The organism is Streptomyces sp. SID5469 (assembly GCF_009862865.1).
In the GTDB taxonomy this organism is placed as follows: Bacteria; Actinomycetota; Actinomycetes; order Streptomycetales; family Streptomycetaceae; genus Streptomyces; species Streptomyces avermitilis.
The window spans coordinates 8,360,035-8,384,909 of the sequence record NZ_WWIN01000001.1; the positions used below are offsets into that span (position 1 = coordinate 8,360,035).

The 24,875-nt window shown below is 71.1% G+C and carries 27 protein-coding genes and 1 pseudogene; 15 read left to right on the top strand and 13 right to left on the bottom strand.

All coding sequences use genetic code 11. From position 1 onward, the window contains the following. Positions 1 to 121: 121 nt before the first annotated feature. Positions 122 to 262, bottom strand: coding sequence for a hypothetical protein (locus tag GTY58_RS36335; RefSeq protein WP_154696742.1), 141 nt, complete (start codon positions 260 to 262; stop codon positions 122 to 124). Positions 263 to 353: 91 nt separating this feature from the next. Then, a complete protein-coding gene (locus tag GTY58_RS36340; protein ID WP_037647001.1) occupies positions 354 to 1,043 on the bottom strand; it encodes a pyridoxamine 5'-phosphate oxidase family protein in 690 nt (229 codons plus the stop codon). A gap of 35 nt (positions 1,044 to 1,078) precedes the next feature. Between GTY58_RS36340 and GTY58_RS36345 the strand changes: the two genes are divergently transcribed. After that, positions 1,079 to 2,410 carry an aminotransferase class I/II-fold pyridoxal phosphate-dependent enzyme gene (locus GTY58_RS36345; RefSeq protein WP_010988395.1) on the top strand — a complete coding sequence of 444 codons (1,332 nt, stop codon included), beginning with the start codon at positions 1,079 to 1,081 and terminating at the stop codon, positions 2,408 to 2,410. A 1-nt stretch (position 2,411) separates the two neighbouring features. Here GTY58_RS36345 and GTY58_RS36350 read toward each other — a convergent pair whose 3' ends face one another. After that, entirely contained in the window at positions 2,412 to 3,347 is a 936-nt protein-coding gene (locus tag GTY58_RS36350; protein WP_010988396.1) for a DMT family transporter, read from the bottom strand. 75 nt (positions 3,348 to 3,422) lie between these two features. On the opposite strand from GTY58_RS36350, the gene GTY58_RS36355 reads away from it, so the two are divergent. Further along, positions 3,423 to 4,325, top strand: coding sequence for a LysR family transcriptional regulator (locus GTY58_RS36355; protein WP_037647002.1), 903 nt, complete (start codon positions 3,423 to 3,425; stop codon positions 4,323 to 4,325). Positions 4,326 to 4,471: 146 nt separating this feature from the next. On the opposite strand, the gene GTY58_RS36360 is transcribed toward GTY58_RS36355, so the two are convergent. Next, a complete protein-coding gene (locus GTY58_RS36360) occupies positions 4,472 to 4,939 on the bottom strand; it encodes a pyridoxamine 5'-phosphate oxidase family protein (protein ID WP_010988398.1) in 468 nt (155 codons plus the stop codon). A gap of 128 nt (positions 4,940 to 5,067) precedes the next feature. Between GTY58_RS36360 and GTY58_RS36365 the strand changes: the two genes are divergently transcribed. Beyond that, entirely contained in the window at positions 5,068 to 5,718 is a 651-nt protein-coding gene (locus GTY58_RS36365; RefSeq protein ID WP_037647003.1) for a cysteine hydrolase, read from the top strand. An 80-nt stretch (positions 5,719 to 5,798) separates the two neighbouring features. Here GTY58_RS36365 and GTY58_RS36370 read toward each other — a convergent pair whose 3' ends face one another. Then, positions 5,799 to 6,290 carry a Rieske (2Fe-2S) protein gene (locus GTY58_RS36370; protein WP_010988400.1) on the bottom strand — a complete coding sequence of 164 codons (492 nt, stop codon included), beginning with the start codon at positions 6,288 to 6,290 and terminating at the stop codon, positions 5,799 to 5,801. A gap of 163 nt (positions 6,291 to 6,453) precedes the next feature. Between GTY58_RS36370 and GTY58_RS36375 the strand changes: the two genes are divergently transcribed. The 7 genes from GTY58_RS36375 to GTY58_RS36405 all read left to right on the top strand — a co-directional run bounded on the left by GTY58_RS36375 (position 6,454) and on the right by GTY58_RS36405 (position 12,596). Next, positions 6,454 to 7,209: a HipA family kinase gene (locus tag GTY58_RS36375; RefSeq protein ID WP_010988401.1), complete on the top strand. Its 756-nt coding sequence runs from the start codon at positions 6,454 to 6,456 to the stop codon at positions 7,207 to 7,209. Beyond that, positions 7,206 to 7,589: a DUF3037 domain-containing protein gene (locus GTY58_RS36380; RefSeq protein ID WP_010988402.1), complete on the top strand. Its 384-nt coding sequence runs from the start codon at positions 7,206 to 7,208 to the stop codon at positions 7,587 to 7,589. The genes GTY58_RS36375 and GTY58_RS36380 overlap by 4 nt, the downstream gene beginning before the upstream one ends. A 150-nt stretch (positions 7,590 to 7,739) precedes the next feature. Continuing rightward, complete coding sequence (gene fabG, locus GTY58_RS36385; protein ID WP_010988403.1) at positions 7,740 to 8,501, top strand: 3-oxoacyl-ACP reductase FabG; 762 nt, start codon at positions 7,740 to 7,742, stop codon at positions 8,499 to 8,501. Positions 8,502 to 8,518: 17 nt separating this feature from the next. Next, positions 8,519 to 9,280: an SDR family oxidoreductase gene (locus GTY58_RS36390; RefSeq protein WP_010988404.1), complete on the top strand. Its 762-nt coding sequence runs from the start codon at positions 8,519 to 8,521 to the stop codon at positions 9,278 to 9,280. A gap of 189 nt (positions 9,281 to 9,469) precedes the next feature. Continuing rightward, complete coding sequence (locus tag GTY58_RS36395) at positions 9,470 to 11,050, top strand: ABC transporter substrate-binding protein (RefSeq protein WP_037647004.1); 1,581 nt, start codon at positions 9,470 to 9,472, stop codon at positions 11,048 to 11,050. Positions 11,051 to 11,130: 80 nt separating this feature from the next. Further along, positions 11,131 to 11,814, top strand: coding sequence for a uracil-DNA glycosylase (locus GTY58_RS36400; RefSeq protein ID WP_010988406.1), 684 nt, complete (start codon positions 11,131 to 11,133; stop codon positions 11,812 to 11,814). Positions 11,815 to 12,002: 188 nt separating this feature from the next. Beyond that, complete coding sequence (locus GTY58_RS36405; RefSeq protein WP_078234937.1) at positions 12,003 to 12,596, top strand: tetratricopeptide repeat protein; 594 nt, start codon at positions 12,003 to 12,005, stop codon at positions 12,594 to 12,596. Between the two features lie 370 nt (positions 12,597 to 12,966). On the opposite strand, the gene GTY58_RS36410 is transcribed toward GTY58_RS36405, so the two are convergent. Further along, entirely contained in the window at positions 12,967 to 13,431 is a 465-nt protein-coding gene (locus GTY58_RS36410; RefSeq protein ID WP_010988408.1) for a hypothetical protein, read from the bottom strand. Positions 13,432 to 13,553: 122 nt separating this feature from the next. After that, a complete protein-coding gene (locus GTY58_RS36415) occupies positions 13,554 to 14,066 on the bottom strand; it encodes a DinB family protein (protein ID WP_010988409.1) in 513 nt (170 codons plus the stop codon). Between the two features lie 109 nt (positions 14,067 to 14,175). On the opposite strand from GTY58_RS36415, the gene GTY58_RS36420 reads away from it, so the two are divergent. Continuing rightward, a complete protein-coding gene (locus tag GTY58_RS36420) occupies positions 14,176 to 15,081 on the top strand; it encodes a Gfo/Idh/MocA family oxidoreductase (RefSeq protein ID WP_010988410.1) in 906 nt (301 codons plus the stop codon). Here the strand turns inward: GTY58_RS36420 and lnt are convergent. Both lnt and GTY58_RS36430 read right to left on the bottom strand, forming a co-directional pair. Further along, positions 15,005 to 16,579, bottom strand: coding sequence for an apolipoprotein N-acyltransferase (gene lnt, locus GTY58_RS36425; RefSeq protein ID WP_010988411.1), 1,575 nt, complete (start codon positions 16,577 to 16,579; stop codon positions 15,005 to 15,007). The genes GTY58_RS36420 and lnt overlap by 77 nt on opposite strands. 88 nt (positions 16,580 to 16,667) lie before the next feature. Further along, on the bottom strand, positions 16,668 to 17,165 hold the full coding sequence (locus GTY58_RS36430; RefSeq protein ID WP_037647005.1) for a nuclear transport factor 2 family protein: 498 nt from the start codon (positions 17,163 to 17,165) through the stop codon (positions 16,668 to 16,670). 168 nt (positions 17,166 to 17,333) lie between these two features. On the opposite strand from GTY58_RS36430, the gene GTY58_RS36435 reads away from it, so the two are divergent. Continuing rightward, positions 17,334 to 18,326, top strand: coding sequence for an LLM class flavin-dependent oxidoreductase (locus GTY58_RS36435; RefSeq protein WP_037647006.1), 993 nt, complete (start codon positions 17,334 to 17,336; stop codon positions 18,324 to 18,326). Between the two features lie 70 nt (positions 18,327 to 18,396). Here the strand turns inward: GTY58_RS36435 and GTY58_RS36440 are convergent, their stop codons facing one another. The 4 genes and pseudogenes from GTY58_RS36440 to GTY58_RS36455 form a co-directional block, all read right to left on the bottom strand. Continuing rightward, positions 18,397 to 19,239 (bottom strand): hypothetical protein, encoded by an 843-nt coding sequence (locus GTY58_RS36440; protein WP_063774022.1) that lies wholly within the window; start codon positions 19,237 to 19,239, stop codon positions 18,397 to 18,399. 469 nt (positions 19,240 to 19,708) lie between these two features. Next, positions 19,709 to 20,011, bottom strand: a pseudogene (locus tag GTY58_RS36445) (DUF5829 family protein); the annotation flags it as partial. Between the two features lie 188 nt (positions 20,012 to 20,199). After that, the gene (locus tag GTY58_RS36450) at positions 20,200 to 20,379 is read right to left on the bottom strand and encodes a hypothetical protein (protein ID WP_048894395.1); all 180 of its coding nucleotides are present in this window, start codon (positions 20,377 to 20,379) and stop codon (positions 20,200 to 20,202) included. 159 nt (positions 20,380 to 20,538) lie between these two features. Next, positions 20,539 to 21,414, bottom strand: a complete 876-nt coding sequence (locus GTY58_RS36455) for an undecaprenyl-diphosphate phosphatase (protein WP_010988416.1) — start codon at positions 21,412 to 21,414, stop codon at positions 20,539 to 20,541. A 334-nt stretch (positions 21,415 to 21,748) separates the two neighbouring features. On the opposite strand from GTY58_RS36455, the gene GTY58_RS36460 reads away from it, so the two are divergent. The 3 genes from GTY58_RS36460 to GTY58_RS36470 all read left to right on the top strand — a co-directional run bounded on the left by GTY58_RS36460 (position 21,749) and on the right by GTY58_RS36470 (position 24,866). Continuing rightward, entirely contained in the window at positions 21,749 to 23,176 is a 1,428-nt protein-coding gene (locus tag GTY58_RS36460; RefSeq protein WP_202497563.1) for a Gfo/Idh/MocA family oxidoreductase, read from the top strand. Further along, the gene (locus GTY58_RS36465; RefSeq protein WP_010988418.1) at positions 23,173 to 24,108 is read left to right on the top strand and encodes a PmoA family protein; all 936 of its coding nucleotides are present in this window, start codon (positions 23,173 to 23,175) and stop codon (positions 24,106 to 24,108) included. Before GTY58_RS36460 ends, GTY58_RS36465 begins: the two co-directional genes overlap by 4 nt. A gap of 143 nt (positions 24,109 to 24,251) precedes the next feature. Beyond that, on the top strand, positions 24,252 to 24,866 hold the full coding sequence (locus GTY58_RS36470) for a cupin (protein ID WP_237529769.1): 615 nt from the start codon (positions 24,252 to 24,254) through the stop codon (positions 24,864 to 24,866). The last annotated feature ends 9 nt before the right edge of the window (positions 24,867 to 24,875 follow it).

The window sequence follows — 24,875 nt, forward strand, 5'->3', positions numbered from 1 at the left end:
GCCGGTATCTCGGGTGCGGGGTGCGGGGTGCGGGGTGCGGGGTGCGGGGTGCGGGGTGCCGGGTGTCGGGTGCCGCGTGCGGGTAAGGCCGGGCCCGCACCCGGCCTTACCCGGCGGCGGGCTAGGCCGGGTCGTCCTCGACGTCCTCGACGTCCACGTGGTCCACGACGTCCGCCCGACGTGCGCGGTGCAGGACGGCCGCATGGAAGCGCGCCCGGCGGAGCCCGCCGGGCGCCCGGTCGTCGACGGCCCTCAGCAGCACGTCCGGGGACGCTCGGACGGCGGCCCGCAGCGGGTCCGGGCGGATCGGCGGGGCGAGTGCCTCGCCGACCCGCCCGGCGTCGTACGCGCCATCACAGAGCCGCGAGATAGTCGGGCAGTTCGATCCCGGGTGCCAGGTCGGCGGCCGGGACCGGGGCGCCGTAGCCCCGGGTCAGCGGCAGGACGCCGGTCCAGTGGGGGAGCGTCAGGTCCTCGGGCTCGTCGTTGGGGCCGCCGGTGCGGAGCTTGGCGGAGACCTCGTCCAGGTCGAGGCTGATCACGGCGGTCGCGGCCAGTTCCTTGGCGTTGGCCGGCCGGGAGTCGTACGAGCGGCCGGGTACGACGTGGTCGACCAGGGCGTCCAGGGCCTCCCGCTTCTCATCGGGGTCGGTCACCTGGTGGGCGATGCCGTGCACCACCACCGAACGGTAGTTGAGCGAGTGGTGGAAGGCGGACCGGGCCAGCACCAGACCGTCGACGTGGGTGACGGTCAGGCACACCGGGAGTCCCGGATCGGCCTGACCGGTCATCCGCAAGGGGCGTGAGCCGGTCGAACCGTGGACGTAGAGGCGCCTGCCGACCCGCCCGTACAGCGTGGGCAGTACCACCGGGGCGCCGTCGCGGACGAAGCCGAGGTGGCAGACGTATCCCTCGTCGAGGATCGCGTGCACCAGCTCGTGGTCGTACGCGGCACGCTCACGGGAACGGGTGGGGACGGTGCGGTCGGTCGGGGTGTAGGCAGCGGGCTGCGTCGTCCCTGGCTGGGTGCTCGTCTCCGGCATTGCGCTCTCCATTGTATTAGTGCATAATCTGCTTTGTGCTAGGAGAGTATCGGATCGAAGGGCGTCGTGCGGCGGAGATTGCCGCCAGTGTCGAGCGCGCGGTGGGCTCGGGGGAGCTGGAGCCGGGTCAACTGCTCCCGCCGATGCGGGAGTTGGCGCTCGACCTCGGGGTGAATCCCAATACCGTCGCGGCCGCCTACCGGACCCTGCGCGAGCGCGGAGTCATCGAGACCTCCGGCCGCCGGGGCAGTCGTGTGCGCCCCAAGCCGGCCACGACGGGACGCGAGGACATCCGGGTCGAGGTGCCGGCCGGCGTACGGGACGTCGCCGACGGCAACCCGGACCCGGCACTGCTTCCGGGCCTCGCCGAGGCGTTCGCGGGGGCCGCCGGGGAGGCGGACCGGGCGCCGGTGATGTACGGAGAGGACGCCGTCGAACCGGAGCTGGCACGGCTGGCGCGCGCGGCCCTGGACGCCGACGGTGTGCCGGACGGGCCCCTCGTCGTCACCTCCGGGTCGCTCGACGCCATCGAGCGTGTCCTGGCGGCCCATCTGAAGCCGGGGGACGCGGTCGCCGTCGAGGACCCCGGCTGGGGCAGCCTGCTCGACCTCGTGCCGGCGCTCGGGCTGCGCACCGTCCCGGTTCGGGTCGACGGCGAAGGACCGCTCCCCGACGACGTGCGAAGCGCCCTGGAGGCCGGCGCGCGCGCCCTCGTCGTCACCGACCGGGCGCAGAACCCCACGGGCGGCGCGGTGAGCGCCCCACGCGCGCGTGCCCTGCGCGCGGTGCTCGCCCAGCACCCCCAGACGCTGCTCATCGAGGACGACCACGGCCACGCGATCGTCGACCTGCCCCTGCATCCCCTGAGCGGTACGACCCGGCACTGGGCCTTCGTCCGCTCCGTGGCCAAGGCCTACGGGCCCGACCTGCGGCTCGCCGTCCTCGCCGGGGACCCGGTCACGGTCGACCGCGTGCACGGGCGGCAGCGGCTCGGCCCCGGGTGGGTGAGCCGGCTGGTGCAGCGGGCCGTCGTGCGGCTGTGGGTGAGCGACGCGGTGGACGTACCGGCCGTGTCGGCGGCGTACGGGCGGCGCCGGGACGCGCTCATCGGCGCCCTTGCGGAGCGGGGCGTGGAGGCGTCCGGGCGCAGCGGGCTGAACGTGTGGGTGCCCGTCCCGGACGAGACCGGGGCGGTGGCGCGGCTGCTGCACGCCGGGTGGGCCGTCGCGCCCGGGTCCCGTTTCCGGATGAGCGCGCCGCCGGGCATCCGGATCACCGTCTCCACCCTCACCCCCGACGACGTCGGGCCGTTGGCGGACGCCGTCGCCTCCGCCGTCCGCCCCGCGCCCGCGCGCCGGTACGTGTGAGTCAGCGCCGCGCCCTGGCCTGAGTGAGCGCCGCACCCGCCAGAACGATCGCCGCGCCGACCGGGGTCGACCAGGTGAGCGACTCGCCGAGGATGGCGACGCCCGCCGCGGTGGCGATGACCGGGATGAAGTACGTGACCATCTGGGCCGTGGTCGGACCGACCTCGGCGACCAGGCCGTACTGGAGGAGGACGGCGAGCCCGGTGCCGAGGGCGCCCAGGGCGGCTATGGCGAGCAGCGGGACGACCGGGAAGTGGCTCGGCAGGGTGGTGAACAGCGGGGTGACGAAGGCGAGTTGCGCGGTGGCCAGGAGCAACTGGGCGCCGGTCATCGACAGGTGCGAGTGGCTGGAGCCGGCCAGGGTGCGGCGGACGTAGATCCAGCCGATCGGGTAGCTGAGGGAAGCGAGCAGGGCCATGGCCGTGCCCGTCGCGTCCAGGCCGTGGAAGCCCTGCCAGGCGCCGAGCACCGTCAGCACGCCCAGGAAGCCGATGCCCAGACCGGCCACCCTGCGCCGGGTCGGCCGGTCCTCGGAGAGGGCGACCAGGGAGAGGGCCATGCCCCACAGAGGTGAGGTCGCGTTGCAGATACCCGCGAGCGTCGACGGAATCGTCAGCTCCGAGTAGGCGAAGAGCGAGAACGGCAGGGCGTTGAGGAAGAACGCCGCGACCGCCAGATGCCCCCAGGTGCGCGCGCCGCGCGGCAGACGCTCCCGCTTCACGGCCATCGCCACAGCGAGCACCGCGGTCCCGAACACCAGCCGCCCGAGCGTGACGTGGAACGGTGCGTACCCCGCCGTGCCGACCTTGATGAGCAGGAAGCTGAAGCCCCAGATCAGGGAGAGGACACCGAAGCGGATCCGCCAGTCGAGGGCGGTGCGGCGGCGGGGCGTGGACCCGGTCGGGGTGACGGGTCGAGAAGTGGCGACGGTGCTCATGGAGACAACGATGCGGCAGAACAATCTCGTAGCACAATCGAGATTTCTCATCCGATATCTCGTAGCATTGCTTACATGTTGAACCTGGAGCGCCTGCGCACGCTCGACGCCCTCGCCCGCCATGGCTCCGTCAGCGGTGCCGCCGAGGGGCTGCACGTCACGACATCGGCCGTGTCCCAGCAGATGTCGAAGCTGGAGCGCGAGGTCGGACAGCGACTCCTCGCGAGGAACGGACGCGGGGTGCGTCTCACCGACGCGGGGCGGCTGCTCGCCGACCATGCCGCGCGCATCCTGTCGCAGGTCGAGCTGGCCCAGTCCGACCTGGAGGCGCAGCGCGGTCAGGTGGTGGGGGAGCTGCGCCTGTCCGCGTTCCCGACGGCCGCGCGCGGGCTGTTCCCGACCGCACTCGCCGCCCTGCGCGCCGAGCACCCGGCGCTGCGCGTGCGCTCCAGCGAGCTGGAGCCCGAGGCCGGGGTCGCCGGAGTGGTGCGCGGTGATCTCGACCTCGCGGTGGTGCTCGACTGGTACAACAAGCCGATGCCGTTGCCCGACGGCCTGGTCAAGGCGGCGATCCTCGACGACCCCGCCGACGTCGCCCTGCCGGCGGACCACCGGCTGGCCGGCAGGGCGGAGGTGGACCTCGGCGAGTTCGCCGACGACGAGTGGATCACCTGGGGCGAGGGCGAGTTCTGTCATGAGTGGCTGATGTTCACGCTGCGCTCCAAGGGCGTGGAGCCGTGCGTCGGCCACCGCGCGGCGGAGACCCATACCCAGCTCGGGCTGGTCGCCGCGGGGCTGGGGGTGTGCATCGTGCCGCTGCTGGGGCGCCATCCGATGCCCGCCGGAGTCGTCACCGTGCCGGTGCGGCAGCGTGTGCGGCGGCATGTGTACGTCGTCTGGCGGGCGGACGCCGACCGCCGCCCGTCGATCCGGGCGGCGGTGGGGGCGCTGCGGGCGGCCGGCGAGGCCATCGGCTGAGCGCATGGGTTGCGGCGCGTGCGCCGGGCGGCCTCGCTTGCTTTGCCCGAGCCCGAGCCCGGCCAGGGCGACGGGACACGTCCCGGGCGCCGACGGAGCGAACGCGGCCGCGGCGACCGGGGCAACCTCCGCCCGCCGACCGCCCCCTACATCGGCCCCAGCTTGCGGAAGTCCCACGAGGCGATCGCCGTCGGTGTCAGCCGGGCCCAGGCGTGGCGGCCGTCGTGCGGCATCTCCTCCAGGCCGAAGTTCTTGCGCGCGAACAAGGTCTCCGGGGCGTCGAGTTCGGCACACAGTTCCCCGGTGCGGGGAACCTCGCCCACGAATTCCACCGTGCCGGACAGCTCCACGCCCCGCAGCTCCCCGTACTCCTCGCCGGTGTCGATCACCACGGCGATCCGCGGGTCCCGGCGCAGCTCCGTCCAGCGCTTGCTGCGCACCACCGAGTACAGCCACAGCGACGTGCTGTCCCAGACGAACCAGAGGGTGCTCACATGCGGGGCGCCGTCCTTCGCGACGGTGGCCACGCGGCAGGTGCGCTGGGTCGTGAGGAACTCGTCCAGCTCGCCGGGCGTCATCATGATCTTCCGACCCCTGCGCTGAGTGACGGCCATGAGGTCCCCTCTTCTTATGTGTCATCAGAGATTTTCTGACACTCCGTCAGAAAAGCATGCGCCGTCTTCCGTCCCCACGCAATGCTCGTTACTCTCGCCCGCTCCGGCTTCGACGACAAGGGGACACCGTGGCGTCGTACGAACAGCTCAGCGAACTCCTCGACCCCGCGACCACCGTGCTGCTCACCGTCGAGTGCCAGCAGGGCGTCGTCGGCCCGGACAGCGCGCTGCCCGAACTCGCCAAGGAGGCGCGCTCGTCGGGAGCGCTCGCCAACGTGGCCAGGCTGGTGGCGGCCGCGCACGAGAGCGGGCTCCAGGTGATCCACGCGATCGCCGAGCGGCGCCCGGACGGCCGGGGTGCCGGCCGTAACGCCCGTCTTTTCCGCGCCGCCGAGCGGCTGCCCGTGCAGCAGTTGTCGGGGACCACGGCGGTACGCGTCGCGGCCCCGATCGAGGTGGCGGAGCAGGACCTCGTCGTACGGCGACTGCACGGCCTGTCGCCGATCACGGGCACCGACGTCGACGCGCTGCTGCGCAATCTCGGCTGCCGCACACTGATCGTCACCGGAGTCTCCGCCAACGTGGCCATCCCGAACACCGTGTTCGACGCCGTCAACCGGGGCTACACGGCCGTCGTGCCCGCCGATGCCATCGCGGGAGTGCCCTCCGACTACACCCCCGTGATGATCCGCAACACCCTCGCCCTGGTCGCCACCATCGCGACCACGGACGAGGTGCTGGCCTGCGTCACGCGTCCGCGCAGGGCGGGGCGGCCCTGATCCCCGGCTCAGGGCGGTCACCGGTCCCGTCCTTGCTCCGGGCGGTCACCGGTCCCATCCTGGTTCCGGGCGGGCCCCGGTCACGCGAGCTTGATCGAGTCCCCGTCGACGGTGATCTTGGCCGCGGCCAGGGCCTGCGTCGCCGGCCCCTTCTTCACGCTGCCGTCGGTGGCGGAGAACTGGCTGTTGTGGCAGGGACAGGTGATGACGCCGTCGGCGATGCCCTTCACCGCACACCCCTGGTGGGTGCACTTGGACGAGAAGGCCTTGTACGTGCCCGCGGTCGGCTGGGTCACGACGACGCCCTGGTCCGCGAAGACCTTGCCGCCGCCCTCGGGAATGTCGGCGGTCTTGGCCAGCACGGTGCCGTCCGAGCCGGCCGCCGCGCTGTCGCCGCCGGCCGTACCGCCGCCGCTCGCACTGCTGTTGTCCTGCACATCGGAGGAGCCGGACGACTTGTCGTCCGAACCCCCGCAGGCGGTCAGCGCGACGGCGAGTCCCGCCGCGCCGACCGCCGCTACGACCGTGCGGCGAGCCGGTGCCGAGACGGGGTGAAGCGATTCGCTGGTCATGCTGACGTTCCCTTCCACGGATGTTTCGTAGATCCGCCCAGAGGTACGGTGCTCGGGTGTCGGCTGTTCAGACGGAGTCGGCATCGACCTGATCGGGATCAGGCGGACACAAGGGCCCACGGGCCGCGTCCACCGCCCGTCAACACCCCAGTAGCCTGGGGCGATGCTCAAGGAAGTCATCGCGACGCGCTACATCGCGCCGCTGCGTGAGGGCGGCTCGCTGCCGGGGCTCGTCGAGGCCGACGATCTCGGTACGTACGTCATGAAGTTCACCGGCGCCGGACAGGGCCGCAAGACGCTCGTCGCGGAGGTCGTCTGCGGCGGACTCGCGCGCCGGCTCGGTCTGCGGGTGCCCGGCCTGGTGACGATCGCCCTCGACCCGGTGCTGGGGCTCGGTGAGCCGGACCAGGAGGTGCAGGAGCTGCTCAAGTCGAGCGGTGGCCTGAACCTCGGAATGGACTTCCTCTCACGCGCGCTCGGCTTCGACTCCCTCGCCTTCGGGGTGAGCCGCGAGGAGGCCGGCCGGGTCGTCTGGTTCGACGCGCTGGTCAACAACGTGGACCGCTCCTGGCGCAACCCCAACCTGCTCGTGCGGCAGGGCGAACTGTGGCTCATCGACCACGGCGCCACGATGATCTGGCACCACAACTGGCCCGGCGCACAGGCCTCGGCCGCGAAGCCGTACGACGCCTCCGACCACGCCCTCGCACCCTTCGGGCCGGACGTCGCGGGCGCCGCCGCCGAGCTCGCGCCCCGGGTCACCGAGGAACTGCTGGCCGAGGTGACCGCCGAGATCCCCGACGAGTGGCTGACGGACGAGCCCGGCTTCGAGTCGCCGGACGAGCTCCGGCGGGCCTACGCGGAGCCGCTGCTCGCGCGCGCCGCCGTCATCCACGAGCGCATCAAGGGGGCACAGTGACCGAGCGGGACGTCTTCGAGTACGCGCTGCTGCGGGTCGTACCGCGAGCGGAGCGCGGTGAGTGCTTCAACGCGGGCGTTCTGGTGTACTGCCGCGCCAAGTCCTTCGTGGCCGCCCGGACGTATCTGGACGAGACCAAGTTGCTGGCCCTCGACCCGGAGGCGGACGTGGCGGGTGTACGGGCCGCGCTGCGGGCCGTGGAGGGGGTCTGCACGGGTGGAGAAGCCGCAGGTCAGGCCGCGCAGGACGACGCCGGACGGCGTTTTCGCTGGCTGATCGCTCCCCGCTCGACGGTGGTGCGGCCGGGTCCCGTGCACACGGGACTCACCACGGATCCGGAAGCCGAGGCGGAGCGGCTGCTCGGCCTGCTGGTGAGGTAATCGATCACACACGCGCGGTGTGCCGTTGACACCGAGTGCCAGGACTTCTAGCGTCACGTGTACTGAAGGTACTAAGCGGTCGCTCACCTGAGGGCGTACCGTGTGAGCCGCAGGCTTTTCAGGGCTTTTCAAAGGCGAGGAGAACCAGCAATGTCCACCACTGAGCAGCGCGTCGCGGTCGTCACCGGTGCCGCGCGCGGCATCGGCGCCGCCACTGCCGTACGACTGGCCGCCGAGGGCCGCGCCGTCGCGGTGATCGACCTCGACGAGGCCGCGTGCAAGGACACCGTGGAGAAGATCACCGCCGCCGGTGGCAAGGCCATCGCGGTCGGCTGTGACGTGTCCGACGAGGCCCAGGTCGAGGCCGCGGTCGCGCGGATCGCCGAGGAGCTCGGGGCGCCGACGATCCTGGTGAACAACGCGGGCGTGCTCCGCGACAACCTGCTGTTCAAGATGAGCGCGTCCGACTGGGACACGGTCATGAACGTGCATCTGCGCGGCGCCTTCCTGATGGCCAAGGCCTGTCAGAAGCACATGGTGGACGCGAAGTTCGGCCGGATCGTCAACCTGTCCTCCTCCTCCGCGCTGGGCAACCGCGGCCAGGCCAACTACTCCACCGCCAAGGCCGGTCTCCAGGGCCTCACCAAGACCCTCGCCATCGAGCTCGGCAAGTTCGGCGTCACCGCGAACGCCGTCGCGCCCGGCTTCATCGTCACCGACATGACCGCCGCCACCGCCGCCCGCGTCGGCATGGGCTTCGAGGAGTTCCAGGCCGCGGCCGCCACCCAGATCCCGGTGCAGCGTGTGGGCCAGCCGGCGGACATCGCCAACGCCATCGCCTTCTTCACGGGCGAGGAGGCCGGGTTCGTCTCCGGCCAGGTGATGTACGTCGCCGGCGGACCGCTCAACTAGGGCCGGGGGACACGGACATGACTGCACTTCCCGAACTTTCCGGCAAGGTCGCGCTCATCACGGGCGCGAGCCGCGGCATCGGCTACGGCGTCGCGGAGGCCCTGGTCGCCCGCGGTGACCGCGTCTGCATCACCGGCCGCAACGAGGACGCCCTCAAGGAGGCCGTCGAGGCGCTCGGTGCCGAGCGCGTCATCGGCGTCGCCGGCAAGGCCCACGACGAGGCCCACCAGGCCGCCGCCGTCGAGCGCACCATGGAGGCCTTCGGCCGCGTCGACTACCTGGTCAACAACGCTGGTACGAACCCGGTGTTCGGGCCGATCGCCGATCTCGACCTCAATGTGGCGCGCAAGGTGTTCGAGACCAACGTCGTCTCGGCCCTCGGCTTCGCCCAGCAGACCTGGAAGGCCTGGCAGGGCGAGAACGGCGGCGCGATCGTCAACATCGCCTCCGTCGCCGGCGTCTCCGCCTCGCCGTTCATCGGCGCGTACGGCATCAGCAAGGCCGCGATGATCAACCTGACCCTCCAGCTGGCGCACGAGTTCGCGCCCAAGGTGCGGGTCAACGCGATCGCGCCCGCCGTCGTCAAGACCAAGTTCGCGCAGGCCCTGTACGAGGGCCGGGAGGCGGAGGCCGCCGCGTCCTACCCGCTCGGCCGGCTCGGGGTGCCCTCCGACATCGGTGGCGCCGCCGCGTTCCTGACCTCGGCGCAGTCCGACTGGATCACGGGCCAGACGCTCGTGGTCGACGGCGGCATCTTCCTGAACGCCGGGGTCGGCTGACCGAACCTCGCGGCGGCACGGGCGCCCCTGGACAGAATGGGCGCTCGTGTCGACGTGAGAGAGACGCTCTGACGGATGACAACGTCGTCATATACGCGCTGATCAACAGCCCTGCCGGAACATGGTTCAGTCGCGGGGCACTGCGGTATGGTCTGCCGACCTTGGTACGGCAGATCGAGGAGCGAGCGCGTGTCCAACCGGTACAGAGCCCTGCGTCAGGTGGCGGCGGTCACGTCCATATCCCTGGTGGCCGGCTGCGGTGTCCTCGGCTCCGGCTCCGCCGACGACGAGGGACCGATTGTCGTGGGCACCACCAGCGCGCCCAGCACACTGGATCCGGCCGCTTCCTGGGACGGTTCCTGGGAGCTGTTCCGCAACATCTACCAGACCCTGCTGAGCTACCCCTCCGGTGCGGCCGCGCCCGAGCCCGACGCCGCGGAGAGCTGCGGGTTCACCAACAGCTCGAATCTCGCGTACCGCTGTGTGCTGCGCACCGGCATGAAGTTCTCCGACGGGGACACGCTCGACGCGCGGGCCGTGAAGTACTCCATCGACCGGATCAGGAGGATCGACCTGTCCGGTGGCCCCGCCGGCCTGCTGGGCAGCCTCGACCGGATCTCGACGCGAGGCGACCGCGAGATCGTCTTCCATCTCAACAAGCCCGACGCCACCTTCCCGTTCGTGCTGGCCACCCCCGCCATGTCGATCGTCGACCCCGACGACTACCCGGCCCGCTCCCTGCGCAAGGACGGCAAGGTCTTCGGGTCCGGTCCCTACAGCCTGCGCTCGTACGAGGACGGCAAACAGGCCGAACTCGTCAAGAACGATCACTACAAGGGCTTCGCCGAGCGCAAGAACGACGCGGTCACCATCCGGTACTTCCAGAACTCCGCCGCCATGGTCAAAGCCCTCAGGGACAAGAAGATCGACGCCACCTACCGTGGACTGGCCGCCTCCGACATCGTCTCCCTGCAGAGCAAGCAGTCCGAGGAGGACCTCCAGCTCGTCGAGGGCGCGGGCACCGAGATCAGCTACCTGGTGTTCAACCCGAAGGACCCGTGGGCCGGCAAGGCCGCGGTCCGCAAGGCCGTCGCGCAGATCGTCGATCGCGCGGCGATCGCGCACAAGGTCTACAAGGACACCGTCGACCCGCTGTACTCCATGGTTCCCAAGGGGCTGACGGGGCACACCACGGGCTTCTTCGACGACTTCGGCGAACCCAGTTCGTCCAAGGCCCGCAAGATCCTTCTGGAGGCGGGCATCTCTCAGCGCGTCCCGCTCACCCTCTGGTACACGACCGACCGCTACGGATCCGAGACCGCACCCGAGTTCGAGGAGCTCAAGAGCCAGCTCAACGACTCCGGGCTCTTCAGCGTCAAGATCGAGGGCCGCCCCTGGAAGACGTTCGAAGCGGGCTACCGCAAGGGCGAGTACCCCGCGTTCGGGCGCGGCTGGTTCCCCGACTTCCCGGACGCCGAGAACTTCATCGCGCCCTTCGTCGGTGAGCAGAACGCCCTCGGTACGCCCTACCCGACGCGGGAGATCACCGGCGTGCTGCTGCCCCAGTCGCGGCGGCAGAGCGACCGCGGGGCCGTGGTGAAGGAGTTCGAGCAGGCCCAGCAGATCCTCGTCGACGACGCACGGCTGCTGCCGCTGTGGCAGGGCAAGCAGTTCGTCGCGGCGAGCGAGGACATCTCGGGCGGCGAGCGGGCCCTGGACCCCTCGACGATCATGATGATGTGGGAGCTGTATCGGAAAACCAGCTGGTAGCAAGGGGTGCGGGGCCGATTGTCAGTGGTCGCCTGTAGGTTCTGTCCTCAGGAAGTGACCGCACATCGGAGGAAGTTGACGTGACCGACACCGCCATGCTGCCCGAGTCCTGGCGCGGCGTCCTGGGCGACGAGCTGCAGCAGCCCTACTTCAAGGAACTCACCGAGTTCGTCGAGGAGGAGCGCGCCAGGGGTCCTGTCTACCCTCCGCGTGAGGAGGTCTTCGCCGCGCTCGCGGCGACGCCGTACGAGCGGGTGAAGGTGCTGGTCCTCGGCCAGGACCCGTATCACGGCGAGGGCCAGGGGCACGGTCTGTGCTTCTCCGTCCGGCCGGGCGTGAAGACGCCGCCCTCGCTCCGCAACATCTACAAGGAGATGAAGGAGGAGCTGGGCACCCCGATCCCGGACAACGGCTATCTGATGCCGTGGGCCGAGCAGGGTGTGCTGCTGCTCAACGCGGTGCTGACGGTGCGCTCCGGCGAGGCGAACTCGCACAAGGGCAAGGGCTGGGAGAAGTTCACGGACGCCGTGATCCGCGCGGTCGCGGACCGGCCCGACCCGGCGGTCTTCGTGCTGTGGGGCAACTACGCGCAGAAGAAGCTGCCGCTCATCGACGAGGAGCGGCACGTGGTGGTGAAGGGCGCGCATCCCTCTCCGCTGTCCGCGAAGAAGTTCTTCGGTTCGCGTCCCTTCACGCAGATCAACGAGGCGGTCGCGGAGCAGGGGCACACCCCGATCGACTGGACGATTCCCAACCTCGGCTGACGGCGAACGGCGAACGGCGAACGGCGAACGGCGGGTGGCGGAGAGAGGACGGACGGGTTCTGTGGTCTCCGGCCCGGGGGCCCCGCCGTCACCGGCCTGGCCCAGTGGCGTACGGAGCCGCCTGACCGTGAATGTCAGTGGCTGCGGTTAGCGTCGTGGGGGGATGGGCGACGACCTTGGAGGACGTGGTGGCGGAGCGACAGGAGCAGGTGGCGCCGGACGCCATGATGACCCGCATCGGGCAGGTCGCGATGTTGCACCACGCCGGTGACCGCGAGGAGGCCCGGGGCCGCTTCCTGGGCCTGTGGGCGGAGATCGGCGACGGCGGCGACCCCCTCCACCGCTGCACCCTGGCCCACTACCTGGCGGACACACAGGACGACCCGGTGGATGAACTCGCCTGGGATCTGCGGGCGTTGTCGGCGGCCGAGGAGCTCACCGACGAGCGCGTCGCCGAGCACGAGCACGAGGACGCGCTCGCGGTGCGTGCGTTCTACCCGTCCCTGCACCTCAATCTCGCCGCGGACTATGTGAAGCTCGGTCGCTCCGACGCCGCCCGCAGTCATCTGCGCCGGGCCCGCGGCGCGGTGGGCGTGCTCGGCGACGACAGCTACGGGGACGGCGTCCGGGCGGCGATCGGACGCCTGGAGCTGAGGCTCGACGGCGACGGGCCGGCGGGCGGCGGATCGGACCCCGCGGGCGGCGCCGGGCCGTTCGGGGGTCCGGGCCCGTTCGACGGCCCCGGAGGGGAGAGGCCGGGGCCGCCCAGACAGCGGCCGTAGGGGGCGGGGTGGGGGAGGGCAGGCGGGGGACGGACGGAGAGTACCGACGGGGCCCGGGACGCGGCAGCGCCCGGCAGGGGCACGACGGCACCGGCCGGTCCGCGAAGTGACGTCGGCCGGTCCGCGAGGTGACGCGGCCGGTCCGCGGTGCGGCGAAGTGGCGCCGGCCAGGCTGTGTGCGGCGGAGTCCGGACCGTTGACGGCGGAGGTTCTACGCGGGGTGGGACGGGCGGGTGTGACCCGGTCCCCTGCCGCGGACGTGCGGGCGCGCTGCACCTAGGCCGCTAGGCCGCATCGGCCGCATCGGCCGCATCGGCCGCGCCGCGCGCCGTCGCCTGCCGGGGCCGGTGGCCGCCTCGTACGGTCCGTCTCAACGCCCGTACGCGTTTTTGCAGATGGTCGCCTCAGGGCTGTCCGGCTGCCATCCCCCGTACTTGCGCCCGAGCGCGCACACGTCCCCGTCCTTCGGGACCAGCTTGGACACGGACGTCGGTACCGCGTCCCGGGGTTCGGGATGCGCCGGCTTCGCGGGCGGGTCCGCGTGCGGACGGCGCGGAACCGTCACCGGTGCGGCGGCGCGCGCCGGAGGAGGCGTCCGGTGCGGCGCGGCGGCGGTCGGCGACGGGCGGTGGGAGGGCTCGATGAGCTCCAGTGCCTCCCGCGCCGGAGCCTGGACGACTTGGGGATCCCCGCTGCCGTCCGGACGTGGCACCGACGGGTGGGGCGGTGCCACCGAGGGAGCCGGGGCAGGCAGCCGCTGGACGGTCACACAGCCGGAGAGGACGGTGACAGCCGCGGTGACCAGGAGCGTCGCGGTGGTCGTGGTTCGATGCACCCGCGCAACTCTGCTGCGTCCGGCCCGATTTGGGGAGCGGACAGGCGGAGGTTGCCCCGCACGGGTGATCCTTCCGCCTCGTCCGGACGGAGCCACGGCACGAGCGTGACGCACCGAGGGCGTCACTCTCCGGTCGTGCCGTCGACGCGCTCCCTGATCAGGTCGGCGTGACCGTTGTGACGGGCGTACTCCTCGATCATGTGGGTGTAGATCCACCGCAGGTTGATGGGGCTGTCGGTGAACTTGCTCGTGCCCTCGCAGACGTCGTCCAGGCCGAAGCGTGCCGCGTTGTGCCGGGCGATCCCGATCTCCGCCTGCCAGGTGCCGTAGGCCTCCGCCCAGGTGTCGGCCTCGGTGAGGTGGAACTCGCCGTCGCGGTCCTCGTCGCTGTAGTAGATCGGCCCAGGATCGTCGTTCGCCAACACCTTGCGGAACCAGCCCCGTTCCACCTCCGCCATGTGCCGCACCAGGCCGAGCAGGGAGAGTTCGGAGGGCGGCACCGAGGCGGTTCTGAGCTGAGCGTCGTCGAGCCCCTCGCACTTCACCTCAAGCGTCCGGCGGTGGTAGTCGAGCCACCCCTCCAGCATGGATCGCTCGTCGGCGTCGGTCGCGGGTTCGGTGCGCTGTGTCGTCATGCCCCGAATCCTGCCGCACCGGAACCGGCCGTCACCACCGACTTACGGCCACCGCGACGGCCGTATGCTTCCGACGAGCCACGCGTCGCCAATCCCTAGGAGAACCCCCGTGAAGGTCGGCTGCATCGGACTCGGTGACATCGCGCAGAAGGCGTACCTTCCGGTGCTCGGTGTCCAGCCGGGAGTCGAACTGCACCTCCAGACACGGACTCCCGCCACCCTCGCCCGGGTGGCCGACAGCCTCCGTCTGCCACCGGCGCAACGTCACACCGACCTGTCGGAGCTGCTGGCCCAGGACCTCGACGCCGCCTTCGTGCATGCGCCCACCGCCGTGCACCCCGAGATCGTCGAGCGGCTCCTCGCGGCCGGCGTACCGACGTACGTCGACAAGCCCCTCGCGTACGAACTCGCCGACTCGGAGCGGCTGGTACGGCTCGCCGAGGAGCGGGGCGTCAGCCTGGCCGTCGGCTTCAACAGGCGTTACGCGCCCGGGTACGCCCAGTGCGCCGACCATCCGCGTGAGCTGATCCTGATGCAGAAGAACCGGGTCGGGCTGCCCGAGGAGCCCCGCACGATGATCCTCGACGACTTCATCCATGTCGTGGACACCCTGCGGTTCCTGGTGCCGGGGCCGGTCGACGACGTGACGGTACGCGCCCGCACCGGGGGCGGTCTGCTGCACCACGTGGTGCTCCAGCTGTCCGGTGAGGGCTTCACCGCGCTGGGCGTCATGAACCGGCTGAGCGGCTCCGCCGAGGAGATCCTCGAAGTCTCCGGGCAGGACACCAAGCGCCAGGTGCTCAACCTCGCCGAGGTCGTCGACCACAAGGGGCAGCCGACCGTACGGCGACGCGGCGACTGGGTGCCGGTGGCCCGGCAGCGCGGCATCGAGCAGGCGGTCCTCGTCTTCCTGGACGCCGTACGCGCGGGCAAGGTGCTCAGCGCCCGGGACGCGCTGGCGACTCACGAACTGTGCGAGCGGGTGGTACGCGCGGTGACGGAACGGTCCGCCTGAGCCGGAACTCCCGTACGCCCTCAGCGGTGCACAGCGCCGCGAGGATCAGCAGCGCCGCGTGCACCGGCCAGTCGCCGAAGCGGACGTACGGAGTGACACCGCGGGCCAACGGCACGTCGTACACCGCTGACGTGCTCTTCCCGGTGCCGAGCCAGGAGCCGACGCGCTCGCCGCTCGGGCCGTAGACGGCGGAGACGCCGGTGAGTGTCGCGTGCACCATCGGGCGGCCGGTCTCCGCGGCCCGCAGCGCGGCGAGCGAGGCGTGCTGTTCCGGGGCCCAGCTCTGCTGGAAGGTCGAGGTCGACGACTGCGCGAGCAGCACCTCGGCGCCGTCCTCGGCGAGATGGCGGCTCATGTCGGGGAACGCGGTCTCGAAGCACACCATCGGGCCGATGCGCAGCCCGTGCCCGGCGTTCATCACCACCTGCTCGCTGCCGCGCCTGCGGTCCTCGCCGGCCGCCTTGCCGACGGAGGTGGCCCAGCCGAGCAGGGAGCGCGCCGGTATGTACTCGCCGAACGGCACGAGCCGCATCTTGTCGTAGCGGTCCCCGGTCGGGCCGTGCGGGCCGACGAGCACGGAACTCTTGTAGATGCCGGGCCGGTCGGAGCGGCGGGCGTCGACGTTGACGAGGATGTCCGCGCCGACCCGCTCCGAGAGACCGGCGATCCGCCGGGCCAGGTCGGGACGGTCCGCGAGGTCGAAGCCGACGCTGCTCTCGCCCCAGACCACCAGGTCGACGTTCTGCCCGGCGAGTTCCCGGGTCAGCTGCTCCTCGCGGTCGAACCGCCTGTCAGCGCTGCCGGTTCCGTCGATCACGCCCGGCTGGACGATGGCGATCCGCATGTCCCCGTCATGGTCGGGGCGCGGTGACCACGCCCAGGCCGCCGAGGTCGCGGCGGCCGTGGCGACCAGTCCGGCGAGGGCAGGCATACGGGACGCGCGCACCGAGACGAGCACCGCGACCGCGATGTTGACCGTCACCACCAGGAAGCTCAGCAGCCACACCCCGCCGACCGAGGCCAGCCGCAGCGCGGGTTCCACCTGCCACTGGCTGGACCCGAGCAGCCCCCAGGGGCCGCCCAGCCCCTGCCAGGAACGGACGAGTTCGACCATGAGCCAGCCCGACGGCAGGACGAGCATCGCCGCCGCGACCCGCCCCGGCGAGGGCACCCCGGCCAGGAAGCGGCGCACCAGCCAGCCCCACGGCGCCCACAGCGCGCCGAGCAGCGCGGCTATCAGGACCGTGAACACATGCAGGCTCGGCAGCAGCCAGTGGTGCACGGCCAGCATGAAGCCGAGCCCGCCCAGCCAGCCGTCGTACGCGGCGCGTCCGCCGGTCGGGGCGGTGCGGGCGAGCAGGATCCAGGGGACCAGGGCGACGTACGCGAACCACCACCAGGACGGTGCCGGGAAGGCGAGCATGGGCAGGGCACCGGCCAGCACGGCCGCCGCGCCGCGCCACCAGCGGGAGCCCAGCCAGTCCTCGGGCATCCTCATCCGGCATCTCCTTCCCCAGGGAGTGCCTCCAGTGTGCTCGCCGGGGACGATCTCCGACAGGGGGCGTCGGAGCGTGGCGAGGGGGCGCTCAGGGGGTCGCGTTCCCCTCGCGCGCCGGTTGCATGCGGCGCCACTTCTCCTGGACGACCACCTCGCGCAGCCGCCAGCCGTCATACGTGCGCGCGAACGCGAACGCGTACCGGCCCCCGCAGACGAAGTCCGGTTCGCCCGAGCCGCCGTCCGGGCCGCCGTCGGATCCGGCGAAGCGCATCGGATTGACGTAGTCGGCCTGGACCCGCGCCGTGTCGCCGATGTCCTGTTCCCGTACGCCGAACCGCACCCGTCGGTTCACGATCAGGTGCTGCCGCATCGGGAACAGCCGCATGTTCTCGGCGAGCCACGCGGCGACCTGCCGGGCGTCGCCCTCGATCCCGCCGGCCGAGCGGTAGTCGGCGCGCCCGTCCGCCGTGAACAGCCCTCGGTACGCCTCCCAGTCGCCGTCGTCCACGGCCACCGCGTATTCGGTGATCAGTTCGTCGATGCCGAGGCGGTCCATCACGGTTGCGAGCTCCACGCGCTGCGTCATCGGCTCAGTGTTGGCGACGGAGGGTGTCCAGCCAAGGGGTGTGCCGTGACAATCGGCCGCGGGGACGACGAGTCGCTGGCGGACCCGGCGTTCGTGGCCCGCGTAGCGGCCGGTCCGCCTTGCGCGCAGCGGGGGTTGGCACTGGTGGACGATTCCTATACTGACCGGATGATCACCGTTCCGCTCAGCGCGCTCGAAGTGGCCATGGTCCAAGCGGGCGCCCGAGCCGCAGACACGTTACGAGACACCACCGAGTTCGCCCTGCGCCTCGAAGACCTCGGCTACCTGCGACTCTGGTACGCCGAGCATCACCATTCCCCGGCCATCGGAGCGTTCCCGCCCGTCGTCCTGACCGCCCACGCGGCCGCGTTGACGTCGTCCATCCGGCTCGGCTCCGGGGGCGTTCTCGCTCCCAACCACGCTCCGATCATGCTGGCGGAGCAGTTCGGCACGCTGTCCGCACTGCACGCGGGCCGGATCGACCTGGGCATGGGCCGTGGGCCGGGTACCTTCGACGATTCCACGGCGCGGGCCCTGCGCCGTGGGGCCGGTCCGACAACGGACGTCGAGTACCGCGACGATGTGTCATCGACTCTGGGTTTCTTGGTGGACGAGGTCGCGCTCGGCCCGCTCCCGGAGCCATGGCTGCTGTCCTCGAGCACGGCCGGTGCCGCGCTCGCTGCGGAACTCGGACTGCCGATCGCCTTCGCCCATCACATTCGCCCTGACAACACCCTGGCCGCGCTCAGCCACTACCGAGAGCGTTTCTCCCCCTCCCGTTGGTGCGAGCGCCCGCGCGTGCTGATCTGCGTGGAAACGGTATGCGCCGAGACGCAGGAGGAGGCGGCCCGGCTCGCCGGTCCGATGGATGTCGTCAAGGCCGGACTCCTCAAGGGGCGAGGCGACATCCCCTTCCCCACGCCCGAAGAGGCGGCGACCCACTCGTTCACCGCGGAAGAGGCGCAGGCGCTGACGGCCTTCCGTGCCCAACAGGCACACGGCTCACCCGAGACCGTGGCGAAGCACCTGACGGACCTGGTGGACCTGACGGGTGCGGACGAACTCATGCTGGTGACGCCCATCTACGCGCTGGCCGACCGGTTGAGGTCGTACGAGCTCGTCAGGCAGCACGTCATGATGCCGACGGCGTCCTGGCAATGATCACCACGTGAACTCAGTTCAGTTCAGTCCAGCTCGGCGCTGGCGGCCGGCGCGGGTCGAGCGGGGGCGTCTATGCCTTGGAACGGTCGCGACGGTTCGCGTCCTTGGGGCGGCGGTGAGAGACCTGTTCCCGTGCGGTACGCCAACGTGACCGCGTCTGTTCGACCACGCTGTCCCATTGGCGGCGGACGTCATGGTCGGACGGGCGGTGGCCGTGGCGGATCCGGGTGAGCTCGTCGCGTACCTCTCGGCCCAGTGCCGCCGACGCGACGATGACGAGCATCCCCCCGAAGAGGGCCGAGATCATCGCGAAGACGGCACCGAGCGCTCCGTATCGTGCGGCGTAGGAGTTGAAGAGGCGCGGTAGGTAGACGGTCGTGCCCACGGAGTAGGCCGCCTCCAGGAGGGCCGCTGCGATGCCGAAGGGGAGCAGGTCCGGCCGGTTGATCCGCTTCGCGGACAGGATCCAGCCGCTCCAGACGAGGAAAGCGGCGGTCACCGGTACGTCGCACACCAGGGCCGCCAGACCCAGCCGGCCCCCGCCCAAGACGGCGGAGAGCCACCCGGTGACCACCGTGTAGCCGCCGAGTGTGAGGATCCACCACAACCCGTTGCGCGTATTGCGCATGCTGAGCGGCTTGAGCTCCCATGTCTGCTCGAAGAGCCGCTGCGTGGCTCGCGCGAAGCTCAGTACCGAGATGGTCAGGAAGACGACTCCGAAGATGCCCACGCTCGCGCTTGTGTGCTGGGCGGGGGAGAAGAGGGACTCGACTGCCTCGGCGCCTGCTCCGGTCAGGCCGTAGCGCTTGATGACCCGCTCCGCCGCGTCGTAGTGCGCGAAACTGCTCACGACGGTGCCGCCGAGGACTGCGAGCGGGAGCAGGGTGGTGAGAGCACTGGATGCCAGAGCCATCGAGCGGTCGAAACCCACGATCTTCTGAAACCGGTTGATGACCCGCAGTGCGAAGGCAGGGCGCAGCCAGAACGTCAGTGTCCTGACCAGGCGCTCGCGATTGATCCTCGCTGTCCTGCCCTCCGTGAAGATCGGAACTTGTGTGGCGGCGCGAGCTTAACGGGCCGTCGTCGGCTCGATGAGCGGCGACACGAATGCTTCGCTCGAAGGGCGGAGAGCGGCGGTTGTCATGGGTCTGACCGGCGTGTGCCGCGCCGTTCCGGGCAGTTCCGGGCAGTTCCGGACAGGGAGTGCGTGTCACGACGTGACGTTCACGAGTTTCTCCGGCAAGCGGGATGCCTCGTCGCACACCTCCCGCTGGATGTCGGCGTCTCGGCCGGGCGACGGGGACCGCACTGTCGGTCCGGGCAACGTCGTCCGGTGCAGCACCGACATTCCGCCGACCTGAAGGATGGCAGCCGCAAGTCCGTTACTCCGCGGTGCCGAAAGTCCACACGGCGCGGGCGCCCGGGCCGACGACGAGGGTCGACCGGCCGAGCCGTTCCTCGTGCCGGTACTCCACGGGCCGGTTGAGCGACAGCTCGACCTGCCGCAAGCCCACCTGGTCGCGCGGAACGGCGTCGAATCGGATCGTGGTGCCCCCGCGCCGCGCAACGATGCCACCGTCCGCCACGGCCTGGGTGACGAACCCACCGGCCGGCAGCAGCGGCACCGTGTTCGCGAGGTCACGCGCGGAGACCGCGAGGCGGACAGAGGTCACGTCGCGCATCAGTCAGCAGGATCTGCTCAGCCGCCTGCCACAAGGGTTCGGCGCTGCCGCACGCTGGGCGCGCACGGCGGTTGGAGCGGGTGTATGCCACGCGGGATCCGGTGGAGGCCTGTGCGGGATGTGTGCGTCCGCTGTCCCCGTCGGTCGGCGTCGTGCGTCCACTGTCCCTGTGGATCGTCGCCGCCCGGGGCTCAGGCCGCCTCGATGACCTCTCCGCGTATCGCCTCGGCCCATTCCACGACCAACAGCTCGTACTCCGCCCGCTCCTGCGCCGACAGTGAGCCGCCCGCGCGCATCCACAGCGCGCGGATCTGCTCGTTTAACGCGGCCGCAGACCGCACGGAACCAGGGGTCATGGAGTCGGGGGACATGCGCACAAGCCTAGGGGCAAGGACTGACACTGCGCTACCGGTCGGCTACTCGCACCGTATGTGGTTGGTCACGGTGGGTCCTGAACCCACCGGCACGAGTGATCACGTGGTGATCGCGGGGGCGGCAGCCGTCCGTGGCCTCCGTGCGGCTCTCCCGCGTCAGCCCGCCGACTCCGCCGCGTGCGGGCTGAGCGCACCCGTCGCGACCAGCGCGATGATGGCGATGCCGAGCGCGATGCGATACCAGACGAACGGCATGAAGCTCTTGTTGGAGATGAACTTCATGAACCACGCGATGACGGCGTAACCGGACACGAACGCGATGACCGTGGCGAAGACCGTCGGTCCCCACGCGACATGTCCGCTCGCGGCCGCGTCCTTGAGCTCGAACACGCCGGAGGCGAGGACGGCGGGGATGGCGAGGAGGAACGAGTAACGGGCCGCGGACTCACGGGTGTAGCCGATGAGCAGACCGCCGCTGATCGTGGCGCCCGAGCGGGAGACGCCCGGGATCAGGGCCATCGCCTGGCAGGCGCCGAAGACCAGACCGTCCCTGATGTTCAGGTCCTGGAGCTTCTTGCGCTCCTTCGCCGCGCGGTGCTTGCCGCCCGTCTCGTCACGCGCCGCGAGCCGGTCGGCTATGCCCAGGATCACGCCCATGACGATCAGCATGGTCGCGGTGATCCGCAGATCGCGGAACGGGCCCTCGATCTGGTCCTTGAGCGTCACGCCGAGCACGCCGATCGGGATCGAGCCGACGATCACCAGCCAGCCCATCTGCGCGTCGTGGTCGTGCCGCATCTCCTTGTTCACCAGGGAGCGGAACCACGCCGAGATGATGCGCGCGATGTCCTTGCGGAAGTAGATCAGCACCGCGGCTTCCGTGCCGATCTGGGTGATCGCGGTGAAAGCCGCTCCCGGGTCCTCCCAGCCGGCGAAGGCCGCCGTCAGCCGCAGATGCGCGCTGGAGGAGACGGGAAGGAACTCGGTCAGCCCCTGGACGAGTCCGAGGATGAGGGATTCAAACCAAGACATGGAGTTATGTGGTCCAAGCGCTGATCGAGGAGGGGCGACGGACACGCCGCGCCGACGCGGGCGGTGATCAAGTGTGTTGTGGGGCAGCGTAGCGTCCCCGGATGACAGCCCGGCCACAGGGGTTTGGCGGTTGGCCGCCGGGCAGGGCGATCCGGTGCCGGCGGCCGACGTTGTCCGGACCGTGGAACGCCCGCGTCCGCGGTGTTGACCGGCCGCTCGAACGACACATACGTTGCAGCGAGGAGAGAAAGCGCTTGCTGTCTCCGGGTGCCCCGGAGCCGACAGGCCCTTGGCCAGCGTCTGACGTCACGTCGATGGAGTGCTGATCACGTCCATGCCCACAGCCCGCACCGCGTCCACGTCCACAGCCAACACCGCGTCCGCGTCCACAGCCCGCACCGCGCCCACGTCCACGGCTCACGACACGTCCACGTCCACGGCTCACGACACGTCCACGCCCACAGCACGCGACGCAACCAGCCCGGAACCCTCCTCGCCCCCGGACTCGAGGCCGAACCCCACCCCGTACCCGAACCGCCCGGCGGCCCCGCTCGCCGGCCGCCGGATCAGGGCCGCCCTCATCGGCACGGGTGCCATCGGGGGCGGCAGCCATCTGCCCGCGCTCGCCACGCTCGCCGAGGAGGGCGAGACGGAGATCGTCGCCGCGGTCGACATCAACGCCGACGCGATCACCGCGTTCTGCGCGGAGCACGGCATCCCGCACGCGTACACCGACCTCGACCGGATGCTCCAGGAGCAGCGGCCCGACCTGGTCTCCATCTGCACCCCGCCCACCCTGCACCGCGAACAGACCCTCGCCGCGCTGCGGGCCGGTGCCTGGGTGTGGTGCGAGAAGCCGCCCGTCCCGACGCTGGCGGACTTCGACGCCATCGAGTCGCAGGAGGGCACGGACGGCGGTCCGTACGCCGCGATCGTGTTCCAGCACCGCTTCGGCTCGGGCGCCCGGCACGTCCGGCGGCTGCTCGCCGAACAGGCCCTGGGGCGGCCGCTCGTGGCGCACTGCCAGACCACCTGGTACCGCAACACCGCCTACTACGCCGTGCCGTGGCGCGGACGCTGGCAGACCGAGGGCGGCGGCCCCGCGATGGGGCACGGCATCCACCAGATGGATCTCCTCCTCGATCTGCTCGGGCCGTGGAGCGAAGTGCGGGCGATGGCCGGACGCCTGGTCCACGACGTGGAGACGGAGGACGTCTCGACCGCCCTCGTACGCTTCGAGAACGGCGCGATGGCCACCGTGGTCAACAGCGTTCTGAGTCCGGACGAGGTCAGCCGGATCCGCATCGACTGCGAGCGCGCCACCGTCGAGCTGACCCACCTCTACGGCCACAGCAACGCCAACTGGCGCATCACGCCCGCTCCCGACGTGCCGGAGGAGGAGGCCGCGGCCTGGCGTGACTTCGGCGCGGACGTGCCGAGCTCACACCTGGCGCAACTGCGGGAACTGGTCGCGAGCATGCGGGCCCAGGCGCGTCCGCGCAGCAGCGGCGCGGACGGGCGGACCAGCCTCGAGCTGATCACCGCCCTGTACAAGTCGGCGTTCACCGATACGACCGTGCGGGCCGGGGCGATCGGCCCGGGAGACCCCTATTACACGGCTCTGCACGGGGGCGCGCCGGGCTGGGCGCCCGTCGGGTTCACCGGCAGCCAGTCTGCCGACAGCCAGTCCGCCGGAAGCCGGCCCGCTGGAACCGGATCCACCGTGAACGACTCCGCATCGAGCAAGGAGGTGCCGGCATGAGCGAGGCCACCGGTCTGCGCATCGTGCACGCCCACGGTGACCGCATCACGATCACCGAACGGTCCACCGGCGTCGATCTGCTGAGCTATGTCTACGCTCCCGAGGCGGCCTGGGAGGCTCCGAAGCCGTATCTGCATCCCCTCCGGACGCTCGCCGGTGACGTCGTCACCGACTACCGGCCCAACGACCACCGCTGGCACAAGGGCCTCCAGATGACGGCCTCGCATCTGTCCGGGCAGAACCTGTGGGGCGGCAACACATACGTTCATGGAAAGGGGTATCTCGCGCTCCCGGAGCGGGTCGGGTCGATGGCGCACGTCGGCTTTGACGCGGTCGACGCCGACGGTGCCCGTGCCGTGATCGCCGAGCGGCTCACCTGGCACCCGTACAGCGGCGAGCTGTGGGCCGAGGAGGAGCGTCGTGTGGAGGTGCACGACGTCGACCCCGAGTCCGGTTCGTGGGCGCTGACCTGGACCAGCGCCGTCACCAACCGGCGGGACGAACCGCTGCTCTTCGGCAGCCCGACCACCGCCGGGCGTGAACTGGCGGGATACACGGGCCTCTTCTGGCGCGGCCCGCGAGCCTTCCGGGACGGCCGGATCATCGGACCCGACTCCGAAGGGCACGAGCTGATGGGGCGGCAGGCGCCCTGGCTCGCGTACTCGGGCGAACACGATGGCGCCGACGGACACGCCACGCTCGTGTTCGCGCATGCCCCCGAGAACGACCATGACGGCTCCCAAGGAGCGCACCCCGCCCACTGGTTCGTGCGCAACGAGCCCTTCGCGGCTGTCGCTCCCTCGTGGGCGTTCCACGACGAGCTGGAGCTGGGGCCCGGCGATACGCTCACCCGTCGCTACCGGGTCGTCGTGGCCGACGGCGCCTGGGAGCGCGAGGAGGTCGCCAAGTACCTTCAGGAGCACCCGTGGTGAGCCCGGGGGAATTCGCCGGACTGCCGGGGGAATTCGCCGGACTGCCGGGAGTGTTCACCGGGCTGCCCGGGGCGGTCGCCGTCTCGCACCTGTCCGTCTACGACTGGCCCGCGGTCGACGGAGTGTGCGGCGGAACTCCCCATATGCATCTGACCTGTTCGGAGGCGTACGTCGTCACCGGCGGCCGCGGCGCGGTGCAGACGCTGACGACGTCCGGGTACGAGGTCACACCCCTCGCGCCCGGAACGGTCGCGTGGTTCACGCCCGGCACCATCCACCGGCTCGTCAACGAGGACGATCTGCGCATCACCGTCCTCATGCAGAACAACGGCTTGCCGGAGGCCGGAGACGCGGTGCTCACGCTGCCTCCGGAGTACCTCACCGATCCCGGGACGTACGCCGCCGCGACCGTCATCCCGGCCGACGCGTCCGAAGAGGAGCAGGCGCGGGTCGCCCTGGCCCGGCGCGACCTCGCCGTGCGCGGCTACCGCGCGCTGCGCGACGCCGACGGGCCCGAGCCGCTCGCCGCGTTCCACCGGGCCGCGGCCGCTCTGGTGCGGCCGCGTGTCGCCGCGTGGCGCGAGCGGTGGCGGCGCGGGGCCGAGGCTGCCACCGCGGCCACCGGGGACCAGCTGGACCGGTTGGAGCACGGCGACGCGTCCCATCTCGCGGACGCCCTCGTACGCGCCGAACAGCCTTCCACGTACGGCAGGTTCGGGATGTGCGGGCGGCTCGACGTCTACCAGGGGACGTCCTAGTTCCAGAGC

Coding starts and splice junctions, on each gene's coding strand:
- GTY58_RS36340 (WP_037647001.1), bottom strand. CDS start 1,043: ATGCCGGAGACGAGCACCCAGCCAGGGACGACGCAGCCCGCTGCCTAC.
- GTY58_RS36435 (WP_037647006.1), top strand. CDS start 17,334: ATGATCACCGTTCCGCTCAGCGCGCTCGAAGTGGCCATGGTCCAAGCG.
- fabG (WP_010988403.1), top strand. CDS start 7,740: ATGTCCACCACTGAGCAGCGCGTCGCGGTCGTCACCGGTGCCGCGCGC.
- GTY58_RS36355 (WP_037647002.1), top strand. CDS start 3,423: ATGTTGAACCTGGAGCGCCTGCGCACGCTCGACGCCCTCGCCCGCCAT.
- GTY58_RS36440 (WP_063774022.1), bottom strand. CDS start 19,239: ATGGCTCTGGCATCCAGTGCTCTCACCACCCTGCTCCCGCTCGCAGTC.
- GTY58_RS36430 (WP_037647005.1), bottom strand. CDS start 17,165: ATGACGCAGCGCGTGGAGCTCGCAACCGTGATGGACCGCCTCGGCATC.
- GTY58_RS36370 (WP_010988400.1), bottom strand. CDS start 6,290: ATGACCAGCGAATCGCTTCACCCCGTCTCGGCACCGGCTCGCCGCACG.
- GTY58_RS36470 (WP_237529769.1), top strand. CDS start 24,252: ATGCATCTGACCTGTTCGGAGGCGTACGTCGTCACCGGCGGCCGCGGC.
- GTY58_RS36390 (WP_010988404.1), top strand. CDS start 8,519: ATGACTGCACTTCCCGAACTTTCCGGCAAGGTCGCGCTCATCACGGGC.
- GTY58_RS36455 (WP_010988416.1), bottom strand. CDS start 21,414: ATGTCTTGGTTTGAATCCCTCATCCTCGGACTCGTCCAGGGGCTGACC.
- GTY58_RS36465 (WP_010988418.1), top strand. CDS start 23,173: ATGAGCGAGGCCACCGGTCTGCGCATCGTGCACGCCCACGGTGACCGC.
- GTY58_RS36450 (WP_048894395.1), bottom strand. CDS start 20,379: ATGTCCCCCGACTCCATGACCCCTGGTTCCGTGCGGTCTGCGGCCGCG.
- lnt (WP_010988411.1), bottom strand. CDS start 16,579: ATGAGGATGCCCGAGGACTGGCTGGGCTCCCGCTGGTGGCGCGGCGCG.
- GTY58_RS36350 (WP_010988396.1), bottom strand. CDS start 3,347: ATGAGCACCGTCGCCACTTCTCGACCCGTCACCCCGACCGGGTCCACG.
- GTY58_RS36375 (WP_010988401.1), top strand. CDS start 6,454: ATGCTCAAGGAAGTCATCGCGACGCGCTACATCGCGCCGCTGCGTGAG.
- GTY58_RS36415 (WP_010988409.1), bottom strand. CDS start 14,066: ATGACGACACAGCGCACCGAACCCGCGACCGACGCCGACGAGCGATCC.
- GTY58_RS36360 (WP_010988398.1), bottom strand. CDS start 4,939: ATGGCCGTCACTCAGCGCAGGGGTCGGAAGATCATGATGACGCCCGGC.
- GTY58_RS36460 (WP_202497563.1), top strand. CDS start 21,749: ATGCCCACAGCCCGCACCGCGTCCACGTCCACAGCCAACACCGCGTCC.